This window comes from Archangium minus (assembly GCF_044360475.1).
GTDB lineage: Bacteria > Myxococcota > Myxococcia > Myxococcales > Myxococcaceae > Archangium > Archangium minus.
Map to the genome: position 1 here is coordinate 9,950,226 of NZ_CP043494.1, position 17,011 is coordinate 9,967,236.

A 17,011-nucleotide genomic window follows, 5' to 3' on the forward strand; every position below is an offset into this window, starting at 1 on the left:
ACGCGTTCACCACACCTTCACGCGCTTGTCGGGCGGCAGGTACGCGCCATCGCCTTCCTTCACGCCGAAGGCCGAGTAGAACTCAGGCATGTTGCGCACCACGCCGTTCACCCGGTACTCGCCCGGGGAGTGCGGATCCGTGAGCAGTTGCTGCCGGAGCGCGTCGTCGCGGTTGAGCGTGCGCCACACCTGGGCCCAGCCCAGGAAGAAGCGCTGATCCCCGGTGAAGCCCTCGATGACCGGAGCGCCCTGCTCTCCCAGGGACAGCTTGTAGGCCTTGTAGGCCACGGTCAGGCCGCTCAGGTCGCCGATGTTCTCGCCCAGCGTCAGCTTGCCGTTGACGTTCAGGCCCTGCAGCGGGCTGAAGGCGCTGTACTGGTCGGCGAGCATGGTGGTGCGCTGCTGGAAGGCGGTCTTGTCCTCCGCGGTCCACCAATCGCGCAGGTTGCCGTCACCGTCGGAGCGGCTGCCCTGGTCGTCGAAGCCGTGGCTGATCTCATGCCCGATGACGCCGCCGATGGCGCCGTAGTTGGTGGCGTCATCCGCCTCGGGGTTGAAGAACGGCGGCTGGAGGATGGCGGCCGGGAAGACGATCTCGTTCATCGTCGAGCTGTAGTAGGCATTCACCGTCTGCGGCGTCATGCCCCACTCGAGCCGGTCAATGGGCTTGCCGAGCTTGTCCACGTTGCGGCGGAACTCGACCTCGCTGGAGCGCCGCACGTTGCCGATGAGATCGCCCTTGTCGATGGTGAGCGCGGAGTAGTCCTTCCACTTCTCCGGGTAGCCGATCTTCACGTTGAACTTCGCCAGCTTGGCCTGGGCCTGGGCCTTGGTGGAGGGGCTCATCCACTCGAGCTGATCAATCCCCTTCTGGAAGGCCACACGCAGGTTCTTCACCAGCTCCTGCATGCGGACCTTGCTCTCGGGGCTGAAGTGGCGGTCCACGTAGAGCTTGCCGAGCACCTCGCCCAGCGCGAGCTCCACCGTCTCCACGCCGCGCTTCCAGCGGGGGCGGTTCTCCTGCAGGCCCTGGAGCGTCTTGCCGTAGAAGACGAAGTGGGCCTCCTCGAAGGGGCTGCTCAGCAGGGGCGCGTACCTGTCGAGCACCTTGAAGGAGAGGTACGTCTTGAGCGTGGGCAGCGGCGTGCTGGCCAGCGTCGAAGCCAGGGCCTGGAAGTAGTCCGGCTGGCGGATGATGACGCCCGGCGTCTTCTCCTCGCCCGCGGCCTGGAGGAAGCGTGACCAGGAGAAGCCCGGCGTGAGCTTGTCCAGCTCGGCGACGCTCTTGAGGTTGTAGGTGGCCTCGCGGTCGCGGTTGCGCACGCGATCCCAGTGCTTCTCCGCCAGCGAGGTCTCCAGGGCCAGGATGGCCTTGGCCCCACCCGCGGGATCCTTCTCACCCGCCAGGCGCAGCAGCGTCTCGATATAGGTGAGGTACGCGGCGCGCGTCTCGACGAAGCGAGGCTCCTGCTTGAAGTAGTAGTCGCGGTCCGGCAGGCCCAACCCGCTCTGGTTGGCGTAGACGATGTAGCGGTCCGCCTGCTTCGCGTCCTGACCCACGTAGGTGGAGAACGGCATCTGGACGCCCAGACGTGCCAGCGAGCCGATCAGCTCCGGCAGATCCTTCTTGTCCTTGAGCGCGGCGACACGGGCGAGGTCCGGACGCACCGGCTCAACGCCAAGCGACTGGATGCGCGCCGTATCCATGAAGCTCTGGTACAGGTCACCCACCTTCTGCAGGTCGGAGCCGGCCTTCGTGTCCTGGGCGGCGGCGGCCTCCTCGATGATGGCGCGAAGGGCGGCCTCGCTCTTGTCGCGCAGCTCGATGAAGGAGCCGTAACGGCCCTTGTCCGCGGGGATCTGCGCCGTCTTCAGCCACGTGCCGTTGACGTAGCGGAAGAAGTCATCCTGCGGGCGCACGCTGGTGTCGAAGTACTTCATCTCGACACCGAGCGCCCGGGGCTTCGCGGTCTGGGCGGTCGGGGTCTGCTGCTGCATGGTCGCGTCCGGCGGGGTGTTGCGCGTTGTAGCCGTGCACCCCAGGAGGAGGCAGGCGCCGAGCGTGCCGCTAGCCCAGGAATGACGGAGGAACTTCATGCTGTTCATGCGCTCTCACTGTGCTGTGTCGAGTGGGACGAAAGTAGGTAACTCCGGAAGCGACGGGGAATTCCCAGGACGCCCGGGATTCCACCCCCCTTCGGAGGCGCGCATGCTGCCCGGGCCGGGAGCGCAACGTCCACCCGCTCCCAGTAGCCCCTTCCGACACGCCGGGTCGTGACGGATTCTTCATCCTCCAGGCTCTCCCCCGTGGCAGATGATGCGCCGCGACAAAGGGAGGATGAGCATGCGCTTCGACCGGCTTCTGCACAGTGACGCCCCACCCGCCACCCTCCTCATCCGGGTGATGGTGGGCGCGGTCTTCCTTTCCGAGGGCATCCAGAAGTTCCTCTTCCCCGGAGAGCTGGGGGTCGGCCGCTTCACGAAGATTGGCCTTCCCGCTCCGGAGGTGCTGGCTCCCTTCGTTGGAGTGGTGGAGATCGTCGGGGGCACGCTCCTGCTGCTCGGACTCATGACGCGGCTGGCGGCGGTGCCGCTGATCATCAACATGCTCGTGGCCATCGCCAGCACGAAGGTGCCCATCCTCCTGCAGCGTGGCTTCTGGAACATGGCGCACGACTCCCGGACGGACTTCTCGATGCTGCTTGGCTCCCTCTTCCTGCTCCTCGTCGGGGCGGGGCCGAGGTCGTTGGATGCTCGGCTCTCGGCTCGCACGGGGAACCGGACATGAGCGAGCCCGGCGCGCTGCGGGAGCTGGCGCTGCTCTTCCTCCGGCTGGGAACGACAGCCTTCGGCGGCCCGGCGGCCCACATCGCCATGATGGAGGACGAGGTCGTCCGGCGCCGTCAGTGGCTCACGCGCGAGGAGTTCCTGGATCTGCTCGGAGCCGCCAACCTCATCCCCGGACCGAACTCGACCGAGCTGGCCATCCACATCGGCCACCGGCGCGCCGGCTGGAGCGGGCTGGTGGTGGCGGGCACCTGCTTCATCCTCCCAGCGTTCCTCATCGTGTCAGCCATTGGCTGGGTGTACACGCGCTTCGGCCAACTGCCGCAGGTGGCGAACCTCCTCTACGGTGTGAAGCCCGTCATCATCGCCGTGGTGCTCCAGGCCATCTGGGGACTGACGCGCGGAGCGGCGAAGACAAAGCTGCTGGCTGGGGTGGGCATCGCCTGCGTAGCGCTGGGCTTCCTCGGGGTGAACGAGCTGCTCCTGCTGGTCCTGGCGGGCGGCTTCGTGGCGCTGTGTCGTCTGGTGGCCCGAAGACGCGAGAGCGGAGGCGTGGCCCCCTCCGTGAAGGCGCTCCTCCCGGGCCTGCCGCTGGGAGGAGTGGTGGCGGCGACGGCAGCCCAGGGATTCAACCTCAGTGGACTCTTCCTCTTCTTCCTGAAGGTGGGCTCCATCCTCTACGGCAGCGGCTACGTGCTGCTGGCCTTCCTGCGCGCGGACCTTGTGGAGCGCTGGGGCTGGCTCACCGAGGCGCAGTTGCTCGACGCGGTGGCGGTGGGCCAGGTGACCCCCGGGCCCGTCTTCACCACGGCCACCTTCATCGGCTACGTGCTGGGGGGGCCCTCGGGAGCGGTGGTGGCCACCGTGGGCATCTTCCTGCCCGCCTTCTTCTTCGTCGCGGTGAGCGGACCGCTCGTGCCCCGCATGCGCCGCTCGTGGGTGGCCAGCGCCTTCCTCGATGGCGTCAACGTGGCCTCGCTCGCGCTGATGGCCACTGTCACCTGGCAGCTCGGGCGCGCCGCGCTGGTGGACGTGTGGACCGTGGGCCTCGCGCTCCTCAGCGCCGTGCTGCTCATCCGCTACCGCGTCAACTCCGCGTGGCTCGTGCTGGGAGGCGCGGCGGTGGGCCTGCTGCGCCTCTGGGTGCTCTGACCAGGGCGGCGGCCTTAACCCCCTTCAGGGGAAAGTGACCGAAGGGGATGAATGCTCCCTCTCCCCCTGGGAGAGGGTTGGGGTGAGGGTATCCGAGCCCGTTCTTCCAACCCGTGGCCCTCAGTGTAAACACGGGGTTCAACCCGAGGCCCTGGCACCCTCACCCCGTCCCTCTCCCGAAGGGAGAGGGGAAATCTTCGCGGACTTACCTGAAAGGGATCAGCCGTTCGCCGCCTCGGAGCGCGTGACGAATCCACGAGCCAGTCGCCGACGATCCTCCTTGTAGCGCCGCAGCAGCCACTGGCCCGCGGGCCTCGCCTGGATGGCCGCGCGCAGCTCGGCGATCTCGAGCGGTACGATCTCTCCGGGTCGCACCGCGTACGGAGAACCCTCCGTCGCCATCAGCGGACCGTAGAGCGCCGCTGCAGTGATATCCGCGATCGACAGAGACTCGCCCACCAGATAGCGCGAGGGGTCTCCTTGAATCTCCCGCTCCAGCCGCTCGATTCCCTCCAGGATCTTCACACGCGACTCCTCCACCTTGTCGGGCGTCAGCGTGTACTGGCGCCGGATGGCCGCCTTGATGAGGGGGAGCATCGCGGACCCGACCAGGCGCAGCGGCGGCGTGAACGCGTTGAACATGAATGACTTGATGTCCGCGTCACTGGCGAAGAGCTTCGCGTACACCCAGCGGCGCACGTGCTTGCCAGCCACCTCGTCGTAGTAGGCCTCCAGCTCGAGGACCCGCTCGCGCTCGGGCCCCGCGGTCGGTATCAGCGCGGGCGTCGAGGGATGGGCTCGATCCAGGTGCAGGGCGATGTCGGTCGAATCAGCGACGACGGTCCCCCCATCCACCATCACGGGCACGGTGCCTCGACCCCCCTTCGTCAGACGCTTCGTCACCAGGCGGTGCAGGCCGGGAATCAGGTTCTCGATGCGAAAAGAGAGTCCCTTGGCGTCGAGGTTCCAGCGGGTCTTCTCGCAGTAGTGCGAGATGGGGATTTGGTAGAGGGTGATCTCTGGCGGGGGCATGTCGGGGCCTCGGGTTGCCGGGAGCATGCCGTTCCCGCTCCTCCCGGTACAACCGTCCGAGCGTGACGAATCCACCCCCAGACTGTGCAACCCCCTGCACGGGAGCCAGACCAAGCCTCGAGGCTTCGCGGGTTTGCACGAAGGGCACGCGGGTTGCTCTCATGAACATCCGTCCGGAGCCCAGTGCAGCCGGGTCCCCTCTCAGCGGAGCTGTCCCATGCGAATTCCTACGTGCCTCGCCCTCGTCCTCCTCTCCACCGCCTGCGGCCGGGAGTTGCCCTCGAAGGAGGAGATCGAAGACGCGAGGGTTCGGGTGGACCTCGCGGTCCACGCGGCGCATCAGGCCCGCACGGCGCTCGAGCTGCTCGGACTTCTCCCCGTCTACACCTGCGGCGAGCCGCGGCGCACCTTCGTGGGCAAGGTCACCGACGGTGTCCAGGTGCAGGTGGCCTGCGTCACCGCCACCGCCAAGGCCCTGGACGACACCTCGGACGAGGTGGTGCTCTCCTTCCCCGAGGCCCACTGCACCGTGAACGGGCACACCGTGTCCGGCCAGAGCGCCTTCATCTTCCAGGGAGGCGAGGAGCGGATGGACGTCTTCGCCGATCTACGCAGGCTGAAGGTGGATGGCGAGTCACTCGAGGCCAAGGTGGGCTACGGCACCTGCGGCGACGAGAAGCGCTTCTGGACCGAGGCAGCGGGCGCCCTCCCAGGCCGGGCCGGCAGCAGCTACAGCGTGAACGGTCGGGTGGGCCTGCGCGACAATGGCCTGCCGCTCATCGGCGGCACCACGCTCGTATTCGATGGGCCCGCCGAGGTCTCCGGGCCGCTGGGCACGGATCACATCACCCTCACCGAGCTGCAGTACGAGGTGGGCGAGTTCCTGCCCAAGAAGGGCGAGGCCCTCATCACGACCGCGGATGGCCGCCGGCTCAGGGTCACCTTCAGTGAAGTGCTGTGGCGCGTGGGCAAGGTGGAGGTCGAAATCGACGATAAGGAGCCGGTGACGGTGCCCATCGTTCGTTGAGTCCGAGGTAGGATTCCGGGGCATGACCGCCCCAGACTCCCGTCCCTCCCCTGGCCTGCTCGCCCGTGCCCTGAAGAAGGTCGGGCAGCTCACCAGCCCGGAGACCCGCTCGGGCCAGGTCTTCGCCAAGGCCGAGCGGGGTCTCACCCAGGTGGCCGCGCGCCTCGCCGAGAGCCCCACCTTCCTGCGCGTCAGCGGCGGCCTCATGCGCCGCGGCTTCACCGAGCAGATCCGCCGCGCATCGATGATGGAGAAGACGCTGCACTCGCTGCGCGTGCCCACCGCCTCCGAGGTCGAGGCCTTGCGCGACCAGCTGCGCCGCATGGGCGATCAGGTCGAGGCACTGGGCTCGCAGCTCGAGCACGTCGTCGAGCTGCTGGAGCGCCAGGAGCAGCAGCCGGCCCCCTCCTCCACCCCCGCGCCCCGCCGCCGCCGGACGCCTTCCTCCCGGTAGGTCTCTTGGGACCCACGAGGTCTCCCATGCCTCGGACCGCAGAACAGAACCAGCGGCTGAAGGAGGAGCGGCGGCGCGCACTGCTGAAGGCGGCGCGCGAGGTCTTCGCTCGCCGGGGGCTGGCGGCCACCAAGATGACGGACCTCGCCGCCGCCGCGGGCATCAGCTACGGGCTCGTCTACCACTACTTTCCGGACAAGGAGTCCGTGTTCGCCGCACTCGTGGAGGAGGCCGTGCGGGGTGGCATCGAGCTGCTCGCCTCGGCGAGGCGAAGACCCGGAACACCCTGGGAGCAGCTCCACTATGTCTGCACTCGGCTTCTGGAGGGCATCCGAGAGGAGCCCTCGATTCCCCTCATCCTCGTGCAGGCGCATGCCAGCGAGAGCGTCCCCGCTGTGGTGGAGCAGGCCCTGGACCGCTACAGCACCCAGTTCAACCGGCACCTCGAGGAGCTCATCGAGTCCGGACAGAAGGCGGGGCAGATCGTGAACGTCCCGGCCACAGAGCTCGCGCGGACCTTCCTGGCCACAGTGCAGGGGCTCGCGCTGACGCAGATCTTCCCCCAGCTGAGGAAGACGCCGTTTCCCTCCACCGACACCATCCTGCGGCTCTTCAAGCCCTGAGCTATGGTAGCGGCTACCTGATACCCGGAGCTCTCTCGTGAATCGGCCCGCCCAAGCCATCCAGCGGATCCGCTCGTTCGTCTCGTCCCAGGTCGACGTCTCGCGCTCGCTCGCGCAGGCCCTGCAGGACCGCTCCATCAACCCCTACCCGTACCTCAAGCCCTTCATCGAGAAGGCCGCCAACGTCCGCGAGCCGCCCATCAGCCCCACCCCGCACTCGGTGGTGTACACGCGCGGCAGCATGCGCTTGTTGCGCTACGCCTCGCCCCGGCGCCGCTTCCGCACGCCCATCCTCTTCGTCTACTCGCTCATCAACCGCTGGTACATCCTCGACTTCCTGCCCGGCCGCAGCCTCATCGAGTACCTCACCCGACAGGGCTATGACGTCTACGCCATCGACTGGGGCGTTGCCGGGCAGGACGAGCAGAACCTCACGTGGAGCGAGCTGCTCGGCGGGCACCTGCGCTCCGCCGTGCGCTGGACGCTGCGCGTGAGCGGCAGCGACGACCTGACGCTCTACGGCTACTGCATGGGCGGCACCATGGCGCTGGCCTACACCTCGCTCTATCCCGAGGGCGTGCGCAACCTGGTGGTGCAAGCCACCCCCGTGGACTTCACGAAGGGCGGCATCTACTCGCTGTGGACGCAGCAGCGGCACTTCGACGTGGACTCGCTGGTGGACGCCTACGGCAACGTGCCCACCTACGTGCTGGAGAGCGGCTTCTTCATGGCCGGCCCCGTGCAGCGCATCACCAAGTGGCTCGACGTATGCCGGCAGATCGATGACCCGGGCTTCGTCACCACCTTCCTCGCCCTGGAGCGCTGGGGCTCGGATGCCGTCCCGTTCCCCGGCGAGGTCTACCGGCAGTACATCCGCGACTGCTACCAGCAGAACCTGTTCTGCCAGAACCGCATGGAGGTGGGTGGCGAGCGCGTGGACCTGGGCAACATCCGGTGCCCCGTGCTCAACATCATCGCGGAGCAGGATAACATCGCCCCGCCGGCCATGAGCGAGCCGCTGCCGGACCTGGTGGGCACGAAGGACTGCGAGACGATGCGCTTCCCGGTGGGCCACATCGGCCTGTCGGCGTCCAGCAAGTCGCCGGTGAAGGTGTGGCCCCGCATCTCCGCCTGGATGGGACAACGCTCGCAGGTGCTGGAGGCAGGTGAATGAACGAGGCGCGGGCAAGAGAGAGCGCGGTGCAATCGCGAGAGGGCGCCATCCGGCTGCGCGACGGGCGCACGCTGGCCTACGTCGAGTCCGGAAACCTGGAGGGCATGCCGGTCATCTTCATGCACGGCAACCCGGGCTCCCGCTACATGCGGCATCCGGATGACGGCCTCACGGCGAGCCTGGGCGTGCGGCTCATCACCCCGGATCGGCCGGGCTACGGGAAGTCTGACTTCAAGAAGGGCCGCACGCTGCTGGACATGCCAGCGGACATCGAGCAGTTGGCCAACACCCTGGGACTGGGCCGCTTCGCCGTCATGGGCGTGTCCGCGGGAGGCCCTTACGTGGCGGCCTGCGCGTACCGGTTGGGCGAGCGGCTCACGGGCGCGGCCATCGTCTCCGGCTCGGCGCCCTTCAACCGCTCCGGGGCCATGGCGGGCGTCAACCGGGATTACCGCGCCGCCTATAGCATGGCCATGTGGCCGGGCTGGCTGCTGCTACCGGTGATGTCGCTGCACGACCAGACCGTCCGCCGCAAGCCCGAGCGCGCGCTGGAGACGTTGATGAAGGAGTGCTCGGCGGATGACCGGGCGCTGCTGTCGGATCCAGCCATCGCCGCCCAGGTGAAGGGCTTCCGCTTCGAGGCCTCGCGCCAGGGCGTGCAGGGGATGATTCAAGAGGCCCGGCTGCTCACCTCACCGTGGGGCTTCCCGCTCGAGGACATCCGCATCCCCGTGCACCTCTGGTATTGGGAGGGAGACTCCATCGTGCCGCTGCAGATGGGACGCTACCTGCACGCGCGCATCCCGAGCACGGTGCCCCACTTCCTGCAGGGAGGCGGGCACTTCTCCCTCTACTCCCACTGGAAGGACATCCTCGCCGCGCTGGTCCGCGGCTGAGGAGACATCAGGCGGAGAGGGGCCGCGCCACCTCCGCGTGCGGCAGGGTGAAGTGGAAGGTGGCTCCTTGATCCACCACCCCCTCCGCCCAGGTGCGCCCTCCGTGACGAGCAACGATGCGTCGCACGTTGGCCAGGCCGATTCCTGTCCCTTCAAACTGCTCGGGCCGGTGCAGCCGCTGGAAGACGCCAAAGAGCTTGTCGACGTACTGCATCTCGAAGCCCACCCCGTTGTCCCGCACGCACACCTCGGTCTCGCCTTCCCCTTCGCTGGCCCACACTTCGATGACCGCCTCCTCACGAGGCCGCGAATACTTCAGGGCATTGGCCAGCAGGTTCTTGAGCACCAGACGCAACAGCGCCGGGTCCGCCTGTACCTCCGGCAGAGTCCCCACCCGCCACTGCACCTTGCGCCCCTCGAACTCGGGCGCGAGATCGCGCTGCACCTCCTCCACGAGCTCTCGCAGCGACACCGGCGCCTTCTTCAACTCCGTGCGACCCATGCGGCTGAACTCGAGCAGGTCATCCACCAGCTTGCCGCCCTGCCGGGCCGCATCGGCGATCGTCTTCACGTGGCGGCGGGCGGTGGCATCCAGGTTCGCGCCCGAGCGCGACTCGAGCAACTGGGCAAAGCCCATGATGTGGCGCAAGGGAGCCCGCAGGTCGTGGCTCACCGAGTAGCTGAAGGACTCCAGTTCCTTGTTCGCCTCCAGCAGCGCCGCGGTGCGCTCCTGCACCCGCCGCTCGAGCTGCTGGTTGAACCGCCGCATCTCCTCCTCCGCGCGCTTGCTCTCCGTGATGTCGGTGACGCTGCCGATGTAGCCCAGGTACTCGCCGGAGGGGCTGAAGCGGGGCGAGGCCGAGTCGATGGCCCAGCGATACTCCCCGTCCTTCCTCCGCAGCCGGTACTCGAGCTGGAAGGGCTCCTGCTTCGCGTTGGCCGCGAGGAAGATGGCCTCGGCTCGCTTCAGGTCGTCCGGGTGGGTGGCAGCCAGCCACCCGAAGCCCCGCCCCTGCTCCTCGGTCTGTCCCGTGAACTCGTACCAGCTCTTGTTGAGGTAGGTGCAGAAGCCCGTGGGGTCCGTCACCCACAGCATGACGGGGGCGTGGTCCGCCATGTTGCGGAAGCGCGCCTCGCTCTCCTTGAGCGCTGATTCCACGCGCTTCTGCTCGGTGATGTCGTGGCCCTGCACGAAGATGCCCGATACCTTGCCGTCTCCCCCCAGGATGGGTTGGTAGATGAAGTCCACGTACGCTTCCTCCAGCGGCGCCCCCGCGTGTCTCTGGAGGGAGACGCATATGCCACGGCCGATGAAGGGCTCGCCCGTGGAGAAGACGCGGTCGAGCAGCTCGATGAACCCCTGCCCCACCACCTCCGGCAGCGCCTCTCGCACCGGCTTGCCCACCAGTTCCTGCCGTCCCACCAGCTGAGCGTAGGCGGGGTTGGCCAGCTCGAAGACGTGCTCCCTTCCGCGCAGGAAGCACATGAAGCTGGGCGCCTGCTCGAAGAGGAGCCGGAGGTGCCGGCGCTCCGAGTCGAGCAGCCGGTTGGCCTCCTGGAGCATCTTCGCTCGGCCCAGCACTCCCGCCTCCATGGCCACGGAAGCCGAGGCCTCACGCGGCTCCGCCCTGGCCTCGCCGGCGGCCTGCTTGAGCTGCTGCAACTCCGTCACGTCCACCGTGTGCTGGAGGATGTAGGCCACCTCTCCGCGCTCATCGAGCAGGGGCGTGTGGGTGGCGCTCCAGAAGCGCTCCTTCACCACGATGCCCGTCTCGGTATTCATGGGGACGCGGTAGGGGATGAGCGCCAGGACATCCGGAGCCCGCGTGGCGAGCACCCGCTCCAGGGAGACACGCAACATCTGCGTACTCTCGTTGTTGGGGTCGTCCGGGTCGTGGGGAAAGCGCTCGAAGATAAAGCGCCCCTCGAGGTCCTCGAATCGGCTCGCAGTAGAGCGCAGGTAGGCGTCGTTGGCGGCCACGTAGCGCAGCTGCCGGTCAAGCACCATGTACGGGTTGGGCGAGAGCCGGAAGATCTCTCCGAAGTCGAGTGGGTGCATGGGAAGCCCTCGAGATGTCGTGACCTGCTCCTTCAGGAAACCTTCGACCTTCGAAGCGAACCCGGAGGCGGCTCATTCACCACCGCCCAGAACAGCCCCAGCTCCTTCAAGGCCCTGACGAACTCCGGAAAGCCCACCGGCTTCACCACGTAGGCGTTGACGCCCAGCCCGTAGGAGCGCGCCAGGTCGGACTCCTCCCTGCTGCTGGTGAGCATCACCACCGGGACCGACTTGAGCTGCGGGTGATTCTTCACCTGCTCGAGCACCTGCAACCCATCCACCTTGGGCATCTTCAAGTCCAGCAGGACCACGGCCGGAAGCCCATCAGGTCGATTCGCGAAGGACCCTTCGCGGTGGAGGTAGTCGAGTGCCTCGCTACCATCCCGCACCCACACCACCTCATTGGCGAGCCCGCTCTCCGCGAACGCCTCCAACGTCAGTTCTGCGTCATTGGGGCTGTCCTCCACGAGCAACACGCGCTTGAGCTCCGCCATCGATGCCTCCTACAGCGCCTACCGAAAAGGTCCGATCTCCGGAAAACGGAGACGGACACGACGTTTCACTGGCCAACACCCCAGCCTGGCGCCCCCCCTTCCCGAAACCCGTCTTCTGTCTCTCGTCGGACGGGGCAGGTCAAGCTGAAGAGACCATCCAGGAGAACCCCGCGCCCGCTTGCTCGACACCTGGCCCTCACTCGCAGTAGCGATTCAGGGATGAAGGCCACACGCCTTCTCCGCTAGCGTCTGGCGGGTGAGCGACGACATTCCCTCCCTGCCAGCGTTCCGCACCGTGCCGCGCACGGGCGTCATCTATGTCACCGCCGAGGCCATGCGCCGAGGCTACCGGGGCGGCGACCCCGAGTGGTGCAACCTCGGCCAGGGGCAACCCGAGACGGGTGACCTGCCCAACGCCCCACCCCGTATTGGCAGCGTCTCGATAGACGTGAACGACCTGGAGTACGCCCCCGTGGCCGGCCTCTGGGAAGTCCGCGAGGCCATTGCCTCCCTCTACAACCGGCTCTACCGGCGCGGCCTGCCGAGCCAGTACAGCGCGGAGAACGTCTGCCTCTCCGGGGGTGGCCGCGCCGCCCTCACCCGCGCCGCCGCCAGCCTCGGCTCCGTCAACCTCGGCCACTTCCTCCCGGACTACACCGCCTACGAGGAGCTGCTGGACGTCTTCAAGGCCTTCACCGCCATCCCCATCCTCCTGGAGGGCGAGCGCGGCTACGCCTTCACCCACGAGGATCTCCGCCGCGAGGTACAGGGCCGCGGCCTCTCCGCCCTCCTCTTTTCCAACCCCTGCAACCCCACCGGCAAGCTCGTGCAGGGCGAGGAGCTGGCACGCTGGGTGTCCGTTGCTCGCGAGCTCGAGTGCACCCTGCTCATCGACGAGTTCTACTCGCACTACGTCTGGACGGGCCGCCCCGGTCAGCTCCCCGTGGAGAGCGCCGCCCGCTACGTGGAGGACGTCAACAAGGACCCCATCGTCCTCTTCGACGGCTTCACCAAGAACTGGCGCTACCCGGGCTGGCGCATGACGTGGACGCTGGGCCCTCGCCAGGTCATCGAGGCCGTGTCGAGCGCGGGCAGCTTCCTCGATGGTGGCGGAAGCCGTCCCTTGCAGCGCGCCGCGATTCCCCTGCTGGACGAACAGAACGTGGTGAAGGAGACGCTCGCCATCAACCACCACTTCCGCGAGAAGCGCGACCGCTTCCACTCGCGGCTGGAGCGGCTGGGCATTCGCACCGACCGGCCTCCCGATGGCACCTTCTACATCTGGGGCAACGTGTCCGGACTGCCCGCCCCGCTCAATGACGGCATGGGCTTCTTCCGCGCCGCGCTCGAGCAGAAGATCATCACCGTCCCCGGCGAGTTCTTCGACGTGAACCCCGGCAAGCGCCGCGCCCGCCCCTCGCGATTCCGCAACTACGTGCGGCTGTCCTTCGGCCCCTCCCTGGAGGTGCTGGACAAGGCTCTGGGTCGACTGGAGTCCCTGGTGCTGCGCCACACGGCCGGTTGAGAGAGCCCCCTGGACGGAGACATCCCGGCTCAGCTCCGCCGCGGGCGGGCAAGGGCCAGGCGTCGCACGCCCTCGCGCAGCTCCTGGGGCGTCAACGAGGCAAAGCCCAACCGGAAGGCCGCTGGGCCACGTCCCTCGAGCGCGAAGGCATGGCCCGGGGTGACGTGTACACCGTGCGAAGCCGCACGCTCCGCCCAGGCACCCACGTCGAGCGACTCGTCCACCCGAGCCCAGAGCGCGAGCCCGCCTGCCGGCACCTCGAAGTCCACGGAGCCGCCCAGCGCTTCGTGCAACGCTTCCGCCAGCGCATCCCGCCGGGTGAGGTACTCCCGGCGGGCCCTGCGGGCATGCCGCTGCAGCTCCCCTTCCTCCAGCAACTCCACCATGGCCCGCTCCAGCGGCGCATCCCCCTGGCGATCCACCACCGTCCGCAGGGTCGACAGGGTCCGCACCAGCGGCGCGGGAGCCACCACGTAACCGAGCCTCAGCCCCGGAGCGACCAGCTTGGAGAGCGAGCCCACGTAGACGACACACCCGGCGCGGTCCGAGCTCGCCAGGGGCAGGACGGGCCTGCCCTCGTAGTGGAACTCGTGGTCATAGTCATCCTCCACCACCGCCACGCGGGCCTCGGTGGCCAGGCGCAGCAACTCCATCCTCCGCGCCGCGGTAAGGGTAACGGTGGTGGGGTACTGGTGATGGGGCGTCACATAGACAGCACGCACCGGCTGCTTCGCCATCAACGCCTGGAGCGCATCCACCCTCATGCCCTGGGCATCCACCGGGAGCCCCACGAGCCGGGCGCCCGCCAGGCGCAGCGCGTCCCACGCGGGTCGATACCCGAGCGCCTCCACGGCCACGACATCTCCCGGACGGAGGAGGGCACGCGCCACGAGGAAGAGGGCCATCTGGCTCCCCCGCGTGACGAGGACATCGTCCGCTCCCGCGGCGAGGCCCCGCGTGCGGCTGAGCATCCCAGCCAGCGCCTCGCGCAGTCCGGGCTCTCCGCGCGCATCTCCCACGCCCAGCGCCGTTCGAGCACGGCCCATGAGAACCCGCCGGAAGGCACGCGACAGGGCCACCGCTGGCGCCAGACGCACGTCGGGAGCGCCATCGTTGAACACCAGCACTCCTTTCTTCGGAGCAGGTGCCCCTCCCTCGAGAGACAGCTCTTCCCGCGGCAGGGAGAAGCCCGGCCGCGCGGGCATCCGCTGCCGAGGCGAGCCACCAAACCCTTTCGGCGTCGCCACGGGAAGCGACTGGGAGATGAAGGTGCCGCGGGAAGGCTCGGCGCAGGCCCAACCCTGTTGGACGAGCTCGCGATAGGCGGCGTCCACCGTGTTGCGATGAATCCCCAAGGAGACAGCCAGTGCCCGAGTCCCGGGGAGCGCATCCCCAGGGGACAACCGTCCCCGCTCGATGTCGCGGATGACCGCGCGTGCGAGCTGGACGAAGAGCGGCACCGACGAGGACGGATCGACCTCCAAAGTGAGCTTCCAGGTACGTAGCACCGGCCCAATGTACTTCGCCAAACCGGCTCTTTCGAGGGTGCCGGTCGGTCTCTACCTTTCGCCCCACACAAGGAGGCCCTTCATGAGCCAGACCGTGAGCACCCAGAGCACGAAGTACCACTCCGCCGATTTCGACAAGACGCCCCCGCGCCCGCGCGTGGTGATTCCCGACAAGCTCTTCCACCCCGCCGTGGAGAGCGCCGGCCAGAACGAGGGTTACTCGAAGGAGCGCAAGCACCCCGTCTTCTTCGTGGACCTGCCCTCGCACGCCCTCAGCATGACGATCGGCTGGCTGGAGCCAGGCCAGTCCTCCAACAGGCACCGCCACACGTACGAGACCGTCCTCTACGTGCTCGAGGGCGAGGGGTACTCGGACATCCAGGGCAAGCGCATCCCCTGGAAGCAGGGAGACGCCCTCTACATCCCGGTGTGGGCCTGGCACAACCACGTCAACACCCACCCCACCCAGCGCGCGCGCTACCTGGCCTGCGAGAACGCGCCCATGCTCCAGAACATGGGAGGCATCGCCCTGCGCGAGGAGGTGCCGGAGAAGGGCCAGAAGCTCGTCCGTGGTGACGAGGAGGAGGGCTGACATGAACCGCCACGTTCCGCTGCACGGCATCATCGGCTACACCCTCACGCCCTTCGGCACCGACGGGAAGGTGAACCTCGACAAGCTCCGGATGCTCACCGAGCGCATGGTGGCCTCGGGCGTCCATGCCATCGCCCCGCTCGGGAGCACGGGCTGCCTGCCCTACCTGGACGACGAGGAGCGCGAGGCCATCGCCGAGGCAACCGTGAAGACCGTGGGAGGCCGCGTCCCAGTGATGGTCGGCGTCTCGAGCCTCACCACCGAGCGCACCGTCCACCACGCCCGCTTCGCCGAGCGCGTGGGAGCGAATGCCGTGATGATCATCCCGATGAGCTACTGGAAGCTCACCGAGGAGGAGATCTTCCGGCACTTCGACACAGTGGCCCGAGCCACCTCCCTCCCCATCATGGCCTACAACAACCCGGCCACTGGCGGGTTGGACATGACGCCGGAGTTCCTCGCACGGCTGTTGGAGATTCCCAACGTCACCATGGTGAAGGAGAGCACGGGAGACGTCGGGAGGATGCACCGCCTGCGACAGGTGGCGGGTGAGGAGGTCGCCTTCTTCAACGGCTCAAACCCCCTCGCCCTCGCGGCCTTCGCCGCGGGAGCCCGGGGCTGGTGCACCGCCGCGGCCCACCTCATCCCCGAGCTCACCCTGGAGCTACACCGGCAGGTCGTCGAGAAGGCCGACCTTCCGGCGGCGCGCAAGGTGTTCCAGAAGCAGCTCCCGCTCCTCCAGTTCATCGTGAAGGGAGGGCTGCCCCGCACAGTGTCCGCGGGCCTGGAGTTGCTCGGGACAGAGGTAGGGCCGCTGCGTGCGCCCCTCCATCCACTCCCCGCTCCCGAGGTGGAGGCGCTGCGGCGTATCCTCGCGAAGCTCGAGGCGTGAGGAGCGTCCTCGTCCGCGGTTCTCACAAAGACCAGCACACCCCATGACACCCGCCCCCGAGTCACAGTTCCGATGCGGTCCGATCCGGCTCATCACCCTCCTGGTGGGCCGGACGCAAGCCCTCGGCACTGAGGGGGCGGTGGATGTCCTCGACAGGCCCTGGACGAGCGGCATCTTCAAGTCACCCAGACAGGGGCCCATCTGGCTGGGCCGGGAGGGACTCGCGGGAGATGAGCAGGCGGACCTGAGGCACCACGGCGGACCCGAGAAGGCTGTCTTCGCCTGCGCTTCCGAGCATCTACCGGCGTGGAGGGAAGTGCTCGGACACGAGGAGGTGGGCCCTGGTGCCTTTGGCGAGAACTTCCTGCTGGAAGGTGCCACCGAGGACTCCGTGTGCATTGGAGACACCTTCCGGTGCGGCGAAGCGCTCCTCCAGGTGTCCCAGCCCCGACAGCCTTGCTGGAAACCCTCGCGGCGCTGGCGCCGGAAAGAGCTGTCGCTGATCATCCAGCGGACGGGAATGACGGGGTGGTATTTCCGCGTGCTGAGGGAGGGCCACGTGCGCGAGGGCGACCTGCTCGAGTTGCTCGAACGGCCCTGTCCGGACTGGACGGTGGCGCTCGCCAACAGGGCCATGCACCACCGGCCAGTGGAGCGCGAGTTGGCAGCCCGACTCTCCACTGTCTCGTTCCTGTCTCCAGGCTGGCGCACCACGCTCGAAGCATTGGCCAAGGGGCAGGAGCGCGACACGGCTCCACGCCTCCTCGGTCCCAACCAGGAGTAGGACCCCCGGTCG

The 17,011-nt window shown here is 67.9% G+C and carries 16 protein-coding genes; 11 read left to right on the forward strand and 5 right to left on the reverse strand.

Annotated features, from left to right (window positions below; translation table 11 throughout):
• Positions 1–6 precede the first annotated feature (6 nt).
• Entirely contained in the window at positions 7–2,106 is a 2,100-nt protein-coding gene (locus F0U60_RS40635; protein ID WP_395807960.1) for a M13 family metallopeptidase, read from the reverse strand.
• Between the two features lie 238 nt (positions 2,107–2,344).
• Here F0U60_RS40635 and F0U60_RS40640 point away from each other — a divergent pair, with 238 nt between their 5' ends.
• On the forward strand, positions 2,345–2,788 hold the full coding sequence (locus tag F0U60_RS40640; protein WP_395807962.1) for a DoxX family protein: 444 nt from the start codon (positions 2,345–2,347) through the stop codon (positions 2,786–2,788).
• Positions 2,785–3,939, forward strand: coding sequence for a chromate efflux transporter (chrA, locus tag F0U60_RS40645; RefSeq protein ID WP_395807964.1), 1,155 nt, complete (start codon positions 2,785–2,787; stop codon positions 3,937–3,939). The genes F0U60_RS40640 and chrA overlap by 4 nt, the downstream gene beginning before the upstream one ends.
• Positions 3,940–4,158: 219 nt before the next feature.
• Here the strand turns inward: chrA and F0U60_RS40650 are convergent, their stop codons facing one another.
• Positions 4,159–4,998 (reverse strand): glutathione S-transferase family protein, encoded by an 840-nt coding sequence (locus F0U60_RS40650; RefSeq protein WP_395807966.1) that lies wholly within the window; start codon positions 4,996–4,998, stop codon positions 4,159–4,161.
• Positions 4,999–5,188: 190 nt separating this feature from the next.
• On the opposite strand from F0U60_RS40650, the gene F0U60_RS40655 reads away from it, so the two are divergent.
• The 5 genes from F0U60_RS40655 to F0U60_RS40675 are packed head-to-tail and all read left to right on the forward strand — an operon-like array spanning position 5,189 to position 9,145.
• Positions 5,189–5,998 carry a hypothetical protein gene (locus tag F0U60_RS40655; protein WP_395807968.1) on the forward strand — a complete coding sequence of 270 codons (810 nt, stop codon included), beginning with the start codon at positions 5,189–5,191 and terminating at the stop codon, positions 5,996–5,998.
• A gap of 22 nt (positions 5,999–6,020) precedes the next feature.
• The gene (locus tag F0U60_RS40660; protein ID WP_395807970.1) at positions 6,021–6,452 is read left to right on the forward strand and encodes a hypothetical protein; all 432 of its coding nucleotides are present in this window, start codon (positions 6,021–6,023) and stop codon (positions 6,450–6,452) included.
• Positions 6,453–6,478: 26 nt separating this feature from the next.
• Positions 6,479–7,075 carry a TetR/AcrR family transcriptional regulator gene (locus tag F0U60_RS40665; RefSeq protein ID WP_395807972.1) on the forward strand — a complete coding sequence of 199 codons (597 nt, stop codon included), beginning with the start codon at positions 6,479–6,481 and terminating at the stop codon, positions 7,073–7,075.
• Between the two features lie 37 nt (positions 7,076–7,112).
• Positions 7,113–8,249, forward strand: a complete 1,137-nt coding sequence (locus F0U60_RS40670) for an alpha/beta fold hydrolase (protein WP_395807974.1) — start codon at positions 7,113–7,115, stop codon at positions 8,247–8,249.
• Positions 8,246–9,145 (forward strand): alpha/beta fold hydrolase, encoded by a 900-nt coding sequence (locus F0U60_RS40675; protein ID WP_395807976.1) that lies wholly within the window; start codon positions 8,246–8,248, stop codon positions 9,143–9,145. The genes F0U60_RS40670 and F0U60_RS40675 overlap by 4 nt, the downstream gene beginning before the upstream one ends.
• Positions 9,146–9,152: 7 nt before the next feature.
• Here F0U60_RS40675 and F0U60_RS40680 read toward each other — a convergent pair whose 3' ends face one another.
• Positions 9,153–11,204 carry a PAS domain-containing protein gene (locus F0U60_RS40680; RefSeq protein WP_395807978.1) on the reverse strand — a complete coding sequence of 684 codons (2,052 nt, stop codon included), beginning with the start codon at positions 11,202–11,204 and terminating at the stop codon, positions 9,153–9,155.
• A gap of 32 nt (positions 11,205–11,236) precedes the next feature.
• Entirely contained in the window at positions 11,237–11,698 is a 462-nt protein-coding gene (locus F0U60_RS40685; protein WP_395807980.1) for a response regulator, read from the reverse strand.
• Positions 11,699–11,954: 256 nt separating this feature from the next.
• On the opposite strand from F0U60_RS40685, the gene F0U60_RS40690 reads away from it, so the two are divergent.
• On the forward strand, positions 11,955–13,223 hold the full coding sequence (locus F0U60_RS40690; RefSeq protein WP_395807982.1) for a pyridoxal phosphate-dependent aminotransferase: 1,269 nt from the start codon (positions 11,955–11,957) through the stop codon (positions 13,221–13,223).
• 29 nt (positions 13,224–13,252) lie between these two features.
• On the opposite strand, the gene F0U60_RS40695 is transcribed toward F0U60_RS40690, so the two are convergent.
• Positions 13,253–14,752, reverse strand: a complete 1,500-nt coding sequence (locus F0U60_RS40695; RefSeq protein ID WP_395807984.1) for a PLP-dependent aminotransferase family protein — start codon at positions 14,750–14,752, stop codon at positions 13,253–13,255.
• A 61-nt stretch (positions 14,753–14,813) separates the two neighbouring features.
• On the opposite strand from F0U60_RS40695, the gene F0U60_RS40700 reads away from it, so the two are divergent.
• The 3 genes from F0U60_RS40700 to F0U60_RS40710 are packed head-to-tail and all read left to right on the forward strand — an operon-like array spanning position 14,814 to position 16,999.
• A complete protein-coding gene (locus F0U60_RS40700; RefSeq protein WP_395807986.1) occupies positions 14,814–15,323 on the forward strand; it encodes a cupin domain-containing protein in 510 nt (169 codons plus the stop codon).
• 1 nt (position 15,324) lies between these two features.
• Positions 15,325–16,215, forward strand: a complete 891-nt coding sequence (locus tag F0U60_RS40705; RefSeq protein WP_395807988.1) for a dihydrodipicolinate synthase family protein — start codon at positions 15,325–15,327, stop codon at positions 16,213–16,215.
• 43 nt (positions 16,216–16,258) lie between these two features.
• A complete protein-coding gene (locus tag F0U60_RS40710) occupies positions 16,259–16,999 on the forward strand; it encodes an MOSC domain-containing protein (RefSeq protein WP_395807990.1) in 741 nt (246 codons plus the stop codon).
• The last annotated feature ends 12 nt before the right edge of the window (positions 17,000–17,011 follow it).